Genomic DNA, 8,146 nt, shown 5'->3' on the forward strand with positions numbered 1-8,146 from the left:
TCTATTTCACTCGCGCCTACCAGCTTAGTTTGGAATCAAATCTTGTATTGCGTCGCGCGTTCGTTCCGTAATGCCGCTGCCGGGCCTAGCTCAATCGTCGGCGCTTGGAGGCACGCCTTGCGCCCCACCCCAAAAAAAATAAGCTGCGTCTTTCACGATAAGAACGTCGCATGTGCTCCCTGCCGTTTGTTCAGGATTAAAAATCTGCCAGTTGTGTAGAGTGCCGGTGGCTCTGTATTCATATCGCTTTATAGGCATGCTCCGCCTCAACAATAGTCGCGCCGAGGGCGAGGCTGTAAGGCCATTGGTCTGTAATTATTTCGCGATGCCGAGTTCGCGATACTCACGATCCGGCACCATGTCTTCCATAATTCTCACCAACGCTTCTAACAGCCGCTCCTTGAAATGCTCTAGCTGATTTTCGCTCGTGACGCTCAATATTTCTATCGAGGGCTGATGGGTGTCGTCAACAGCACGGATTGCTTGTTCGATTTTTCGTCTGGATAAGTTTTGGCGGCTCATGGCATGGTAGATCCGATAAATTTAAAACGTATTTTTGAATGTGTCCGCCAGACAGTCCCACTCCTTGGGATGATGTGCGCCTCGGTGCGGCAAGTTGATCGGAGCATCCTTAAGCGCACGTACCAAAGACGAAGGTATCGCTAAGATTGGGTAGATATCAAAAAAACTGATTTCGGATTCGTCCAATCTCGCTGAATAGAGGAAGCTTCGCATCGTTCAACGCTCTCGAGTTATGAAAAGCTATCATCCGCTTTAGGGTTGTTTTCTAACATGTCTTTAATGATCTGATAAGCCTTGGTGTTGCGGCCGTCTGTAAGTTCCAAATAAAATTTGCTGTATGCCTTTGACAAGTCGTCATATTGTTGCAGGCTGGTATCGACTATCAATCTATAGCCCGGAATGTCTCTCGGTTCGAGTTTATCTTTAATGAGCCCCTGTTCGGCCGCCAAGAGTAAGGGTTCTAAATCAGCGTATAGAGCTACCGCCGCACGATCGGTTAATTTATAGAAGTCAAGCCTTTCACGTAGGTGCTTGGCTGCTTGTTTAAGAAGGTTGGTGTCCATAATGGTTCCTAATTGTCAATTTCGCCAATGAGCTTTGCGGCGGACCATTCCTTCCGGTTTGGCACCAGAAATTGCGTACCCCCGCCTGTTCTCGCTATATTACCTCCGAATTCTGTTGTTGGTGCAATTTCGTTAACGAAGACCTCCGTTGGACTCAGGGGCGTGATTTCATAAATTTTATACTTTGCATCTTCACTTATTAATGGCAATCCAAGTGAGTCTGCGAGCGTTTTATCAGAGCTGGCTGCAGCCTTCAATTCCTTCATCGTCGTAAAGAAGGGAGAGAAATCACTGATTTTTTCTTCAGTTACAGGCGCTATTTTTACTAGTGGGCTGTTCAAATTGACAACTTTCGGAATTGTACTGCCTGACCCTATTTGTCCATATGCCCTTGCATATATTTCTTCTAGATTTGCCTTGGGATCTGCTGCAATAAGCTTGGCTAAGTATTTTTTTCCGTCTGAGGTGGCTAAGTAATCATCGATTTGCTCGCCGCTAAGACCAATTGGTTTAAAAGTGATGGTTTTCTTGCGCAACGTATCCGTTGATACGAAACCAGGATCTTGCTTCGCGTAGTGTTCCCGCATTGCCTCGAGTTCAGGGTCTATCTTTCCTAATGGCGTCGCATTCCTGATCTGCAACTCCGGCTCCGCCAGAATCCTGCTCTGATTCTTACCAAGCCAGCTCGCAAACTCCTTGTTCGAAATACTCGCCTGAAGCGTGGCACTGCGCGTCGCAATGCTCTCCATGCTGTTCATCACGCCGGCCTTCATCTGCCCGCGTGTGAGGTACGTCACGATGGCTGTCAGCAGTAGCAACACCAGTTGCTCCTGCCCACGGGCGAGTTGCCGGGCAGCACGTTCGGTTCGTTCCTGGATAACTGCTGCCGAGCCGCCAGTGGGGTCAAGCCCCGCAGGCTTTACGCCGTTTTCGGCATTCCATGCGGTGGCGAGACCTTCTTGCAGCGTGGACAGGCAAGCCGGTAAACCCTGATAGAAATATTCGGCGATGGCCGCCAATCCCAAGCCCATGAGGATCAGGTTGCCGACTTGCAAACCGATTCCACCGCCGACCATCACGCCGGGGCCAGCGCCAACACCAAACGCAAGTGAGCCGACTGCGCCCCCGATGGCGCCACCAACGGCAACGCTCCCCCCGAGAATCATCACGACTTCCTGCACCAGCTTGAGTAACACCGGCAAGATGTCCGCAATGTTGATCGACGCCCATTTGCGCGAGAGGTCCGACTGCATGATCGGGTAGGAGAGGGCCATCGCCTGCCGGACATAGTCTATCCGGTGGCCGCCCATGGCGCCGTACGCCTGACTTGCACCGTTACTGACTCGGCGGGTGAAACCGTCCCAGCCGTCATGGGCGCTCTGCAAACCGTGGCTGACGCTCTGGTTCAGTTCGCTGAATTTATGGTCCAGATTTCGTTCGATGTCGTCCCAACTGGGCACGTGGGCTAAAAGATCCATTTACACATCACTGTCCTTGGTTGAGAGCCGGTCGTAGAGACGGGTCGCGATACGGCGAATGACTCGATATCAGGTAGCCACTAGTGCCGGTCAGACCGCTACTTGAACATTAAATTTCCAGAAGCGCTGCATTTTTCTCAAATGCGTTACACTCGGCAATGATGTCATATAGATAGCACTTCTCTCATATAACCCGTTAATCCGCTGTTATGGCTCGAATTATTCTGCTTTTGCCAGACTGAATATCCGGCAATCTCACCACATCAGTGAACGGGTGCACTGCGAATGACTTCGCAAAAACCGGTCAGCGGGTTGACATGACACCGCCCGGGAGTGTCTCCTTCCTCGCTTTCGGACACTTGTAACAATTATGAGACTGTGACCCTGTTCGCTTTTCTGGCGCGCTAGTGGCACTTTCACATTGTTTCGCGGTCGCATTGTCCAGCGTGTACGCAGAGCGTCGAAGCGTCGAGACGAATGCAGCCTGCCAGTGGTTTTAATTCATCGTTATTCGCAGTTCGCCGGCGAATCTTGCGCTGACATATGGATTACACATTCGGGTAGTTAATGTCCTACGAAGCGTTCGGAACAAGGCTACCGGAGTCGGTGCATGTTGCAGTACTGCGCAGTCGGTGAATCAGCGATGGTGCTGCAGGGGTCTTGATCCCTTGTTGCTCGTAACCTGTTGTTGCTGAGCATGGCGGTAGCGTTGTCCCCCATGCCCCAAGGAGATACACATGTCGATGGACCTTGCCGCGTTGCTCTCGCCTCAGAACCGGCGTCTGTTCAAGTTCAACAACCTTGCCAATCCTGAGCAGCAACTGCTCATCGAATCCTTCAAAGGGCGCGAAGGCTTGTCACAGGCCTACAGCTTTGAACTGCTGCTGGTCTGCGAAGATTCCGGGGTTGAGCTCAAGTCCATGATGGGCCAGTTGGTCACCATCGAAATCGAGCTCGCCTCGGGTTCGCCACGTTTCCTGGCCGGTTATCTCACGCGCTTCGCCAGCATCGGCAGCGACGGCGGCATGGCCCGCTATACCGCAACGCTGAATCCCTGGTTCTCGATGCTCAAAAACCGCTTCGACACGCGGATTTTTCAGGGCAATACGGTCGAGGAAGTCGTCACCCAGGTGTTCGCGCTTTGCCCGGCGTTCTCCCGCCATGAGTTCCGTCTGACCAAGCCTCAGAAGCGCTACACCTACATCACCCAATACCGTGAAACCGACTTCAATTTCGTCCAGCGCCTGCTGGAAGAAGAAGGGATGTTTTACTACTTCGAGCACACCGCCGAAGGCCACACCATGATCATCTGCGATGACTCCAGCACGCTGGTGCCATTGCCTGAACAGCCGCAGATCCGCTTCCACACCGCTTCCGTCACCGAGACCGCAGACTCCATTACTCAATGGAGCGGCAACCGCCAACTGCAGTCCGGCAAGATCGCCGTTCAGACCTTCGATTACCGCCAGCCGAACAACCGGCTGCCGGTGACGATGAACAGCCTGAACAAACAGGGCGATGTCCAAAACTTCGAGATCTACGACTTCCCCGGCCAGTACACCCACGGCACCTACGACGAGGGCGAGGCGCTGGTGCGTCTGCGGGTCGAAGCGCTGGAGCTCAAGGGCAAAAGCTTCAGCGGCGCGAGCAACTGCCGTGCGATGAAGCCTGGTTACACCTTTGAGTTGTTGCAGCATTACGACCACGATCAAGGCTCGGCCGAAGACCGTCAGTTTCTGCTCATGGGCGTTGAAAGCGAAGGCCACAACAACTACCTCAACGGCCACCCTGCGAGCTACTACAACACCTTCACCTGTGTGCGCAAAAAGATCCCGTTTCGTCCGCAACTGTCCACGCCGCGCCCGACGATTCCCGGTCCGCAGACCGCCATCATCGTCGGTCCGCCCGGCGAAGAAATCTTCACCGACGAATTGGGTCGGGTAAAAATCCAGTTCCACTGGGATCGCAACGGGCAGTACAACGACCACAGCTCCTGCTGGGTGCGCGTCGCCCAATCCGGCGCCAGCGGCGGTTTCGGCAGCATCCAGATCCCGCGGGTGGGTGACGAAGTCGTGGTCGTCTTCCTCGACGGCAACCCCGACCGCCCGCTGATCATGGGCAGCCTCTACAACAGCCAGAACACCCCGCCGTGGTCGCTGCCGGCGAACAAAACGCAGAGCGGGTTCTTGACGCGGTCGATGAAGGGCGACGGCGGCACTGCGAACTTCTTCCGTTTCGAAGACAAGTCTGGCGCCGAGCAGATCATCATGCACGCCGAACGCAACATGGACACCGAGATCGAGGTCGACGAGAGCCATCACGTCGGCGCGAACCGGACCATTACCGTGGGCGGCACTCACACCGAGACGATCAAGAAAGACACGGTGATGAACGTGCAGGAAGGCTCGTTGACGATTCAGGTCGACAACCAGTTCATCCAGGTCAGTGCCAAGCAGCACATCATTCTTCAGGTGGGCGAGAGCAGCATTACGCTGACGCCTGATGGAATCGAGATCAAAGGCAACACGATTTCAACGGTGAGCACTGGTACGACGCAAATCACCGGCGCGCCAGTGCGCGTCAACGATTAAGGTGTGACCGATGACAAGGACCAGCATCTATGACCGCATCTCCGAGCGTCGTCTGGCGCTTGAAGAGGCGGCGCGTGTTGAACAGCAAAACCCATTGCCGGTAGCAGAGCCAGAACCGGAGCCTGAGCCGGTCGTGCCACTGCGCGATGTGCCCAGTCGCTTCAGCTTCGGCGGCTTCGACCTGTCCCTGCCCGATAGTTTCAGATTCCGGGATATACAGACAACCATCGAGCACGATGGCGAACCCGTGGTGCTTACGATCAAGCGACGCGATGTGCGCGAAGGGGCGACGCTGGACGTTCTGCTGCAAGACGCCATGCAGACCTTTCGCAAACTTTATCCTCAGTTGCGGGTTATCCGTGAGCGTGACTGCTCACTGGCGGGCAGTCCCGCGAAAGCCGTGGATTTTCACTTCACGATGGGACATGCAGAGCGACATGGCAGGCTAGTGGGCGGCATCGTTCCAGTGGCTGACGGCCAAACGTCGCAGTGGCTGAGCCTTTCGTGCGTGATTGACCCGGTCAAACCCAGTCTGAGCCTCTGGCTCGTCGATTTCGACAATATGCTCTCAGGCATGGCGACCCGCTGAACCCGATTTACTGATCTCAGGAAAGAATTTCACATGGACTATGAGTTGCAGGAAGGCAGCATTGCGCTGCCGCAGGGATTTCAAGACCGCACCGTCAACATGTTTGTATTGGGTGCGAGTATCCCGGCCCCGCTGAGCATTACCATTTCGCGCGACAACCTGCTGCCCTCTGAAACCCTCAAAGCCTACGTCGACAGGCAGGTAAAAATGCTCGCGTCCAAGCTGCGTGGCTACACGCTGCTGGGTAAAAAAGCCGTAGCACTGTCGGCCGTGGCGCCCATCGACGGGGTTCAGATCGACGCGTATTACATGAACGAAGGACGACCTTTTTATCAGCGCCAGGCCGCATTCCTCATAGAGCCTGGGCGTGCGCTGATATTTTCAACCACCGCGCAAGCTGACTTCAGCGCGCAGCAGAATCAGGACTGGGACGGCTTGCTCGCCAGCTTCCAGCCCCGCCAGAGCGACCCGGCCGCGCCCGACTCCAGCGAACAGGAGTAACGCTCATGTTCGAAGCTGCCCGGTTCGGCGATGACATTTCACATACCAGCGCCCTTGGAGGGTTTCTCCTCGGCGCTGCGTTGGGTATTGCACTGGTCGCGACCGTCGCCATTGCGACCTTCACGTGCGGGTTCGGCGTCGCGCTTTTGGCGGGTCTTGCAGCAGGCGTCGGAGGTAGCCTGCTCACCGCCGCAGGGGAGGCGATAGGGAGTATGTTCTCATCGCCCTCCGGGACGATCGTGACAGCCTCACCCAACGTTTTCGTCAACAGCCGGCAGGCGGCTCACGTTGCTCTAAGTCTGGGAGCATGTAGCAAACATCCGGGGCCGGTTCAGGTCGCCGAAGGTTCGACAAACGTATTCATTAACAGTACTGCGGCGGCGCGCAAGGGCGACAAGATTACCTGTGGCGCGACCATTTCGAGCGGCTCGAACAATGTGCTGATCGGTGGTGGCACCCAGCGATATCTCCCGGTTGACGATGAAATCCCTGGGTGGCTGCGCACCACTGTAGACATATTGATGGCTGTCGCCGGCGCGGCGGGCGGTATCGCTCAGTTGATCAAGGCCGGCACCCAGGCGGGCATGAAGGCCGTCATGCCATGCGTGATGAAGTTCACTGCAGGCTTTGTCGCGGGCGAGGTCGCCAGTCGTTATGTAGTCGGACCTGCCATTGAACGCGCCGTGGGTGGACTCACGGGTAACCCGGTCGACATGACCACCGGGCGCAAAGTCATTCCGGATGAAACCGACTTCAGCCTGCCGGGACTGATGCCCATCGAGTGGTCGCGCTTCTATGCCAGCGACCTGACCGTGGACAGTGTCCTGGGGCGTGGCTGGGTATTGCCGTGGGAGCAAAACCTGCGTCGCAGTGGCCGATTCGTCTACCTCACCGACAACCAGGGCCGTAGCGTGCCTTTCGTTGATGTTCAGGCGGGAGAGCGGGTCTACAACTCTCATGAACAGGTCTATCTGGTTTGCACAGAGGGTGGGCATTACCTGCTTCAGACCCTCGACAACATCTTTTTCTACTTCGGCGAAGTCCCGGACGACGACACTCGCGTGCCTTTGCAGCGTATCGAGAATGCGCTCGGGCATTTTCTGCATTTCACGCGGACCGTCGACGGTACGCTGACCGACATCAGCGCCACCGGTGGCGTCAGGGTTCACCTGCACTACGACAATCCGTTAGGCCGCCTGACCGACGTGAAGCGTGTGGTCGACAATGAGGCCGTTGAGACGCTGGTCCAGTATCGCTATGACGACAACGGCCAGCTCATCGAAGTCATCAACCGCAATGGCGACTCGATGCGTCGTTTCAGTTACGCCGAAGGTGTCATGGCGACCCATAGCAATGCGTTGGGGCTGAGCTGCAACTACCGCTGGGAAACCATCGACGGACAGCCGCGCGTGGTCGAGCACTGGACCAGTGATGGCGAGCATTTCCACTTCCGTTACGACTTCAGGATCCGCAAGTCTTGGGCAACCGACGTGCTGGGCCGCGAGCTGGAAATTCATTACAACGAAGACCACCGCGTAATCGCAAGCCGTGACTACGGTGGCGAACACTACAAGATCGACATAGACGACAGCGGTAATATGACCGGTCTGACGCTGCCGGACGGCAATCGCCTGCAGCTCGGATACGACGACTATTCGCGACTCATCGAGGAAACCGACCCGCTGGGGCGCAGTATCAAATACACGTATCACCATCTGACTACATTGGTGTCTTCGGTTGCGTACCCGGACGGCAGCGTCTGGCAAGCGCGCTACGACGACAAGGGCAACCTCATCGCCGAAACCGACGCCCTCGGCCACAAAACCGAATACCTCAACAGCGACGATGGCCTGCCGCACACCATCATCGACGCGACGCGCAAGTCGAAATATCTGTGGTGGA

Annotated in this window: 7 protein-coding genes; 4 read left to right on the forward strand and 3 right to left on the reverse strand. The window is 55.9% G+C overall.

Annotated elements, in window-relative coordinates; genetic code table 11:
* Positions 1–315: 315 nt before the first annotated feature.
* The 3 genes from QRN36_RS15195 to QRN36_RS15205 all read right to left on the reverse strand — a co-directional run bounded on the left by QRN36_RS15195 (position 316) and on the right by QRN36_RS15205 (position 2,563).
* On the reverse strand, positions 316–522 hold the full coding sequence (locus QRN36_RS15195) for a hypothetical protein (RefSeq protein WP_285424797.1): 207 nt from the start codon (positions 520–522) through the stop codon (positions 316–318).
* 230 nt (positions 523–752) lie between these two features.
* Positions 753–1,085, reverse strand: coding sequence for a hypothetical protein (locus QRN36_RS15200; protein ID WP_285424798.1), 333 nt, complete (start codon positions 1,083–1,085; stop codon positions 753–755).
* A gap of 8 nt (positions 1,086–1,093) precedes the next feature.
* Positions 1,094–2,563 (reverse strand): DUF6861 domain-containing protein, encoded by a 1,470-nt coding sequence (locus QRN36_RS15205; RefSeq protein ID WP_285424799.1) that lies wholly within the window; start codon positions 2,561–2,563, stop codon positions 1,094–1,096.
* 737 nt (positions 2,564–3,300) lie between these two features.
* On the opposite strand from QRN36_RS15205, the gene tssI reads away from it, so the two are divergent.
* The 4 genes from tssI to QRN36_RS15225 all read left to right on the forward strand — a co-directional run.
* Entirely contained in the window at positions 3,301–5,154 is a 1,854-nt protein-coding gene (gene tssI / locus QRN36_RS15210) for a type VI secretion system tip protein TssI/VgrG (RefSeq protein WP_285424800.1), read from the forward strand.
* A 10-nt stretch (positions 5,155–5,164) separates the two neighbouring features.
* A complete protein-coding gene (locus QRN36_RS15215) occupies positions 5,165–5,743 on the forward strand; it encodes a DcrB-related protein (RefSeq protein ID WP_093458292.1) in 579 nt (192 codons plus the stop codon).
* Positions 5,744–5,776: 33 nt separating this feature from the next.
* Positions 5,777–6,244, forward strand: a complete 468-nt coding sequence (locus QRN36_RS15220) for a DUF1795 domain-containing protein (protein ID WP_285424801.1) — start codon at positions 5,777–5,779, stop codon at positions 6,242–6,244.
* Positions 6,245–6,249: 5 nt separating this feature from the next.
* Positions 6,250–8,146, forward strand: a 1,897-nt coding sequence (locus QRN36_RS15225; protein ID WP_285424802.1) for a DUF6531 domain-containing protein, incomplete at its 3' end; no start/stop codon positions are given.

This window comes from Pseudomonas sp. efr-133-TYG-103a (genome assembly GCF_030209235.1).
Taxonomy (GTDB): domain Bacteria; phylum Pseudomonadota; class Gammaproteobacteria; order Pseudomonadales; family Pseudomonadaceae; genus Aquipseudomonas.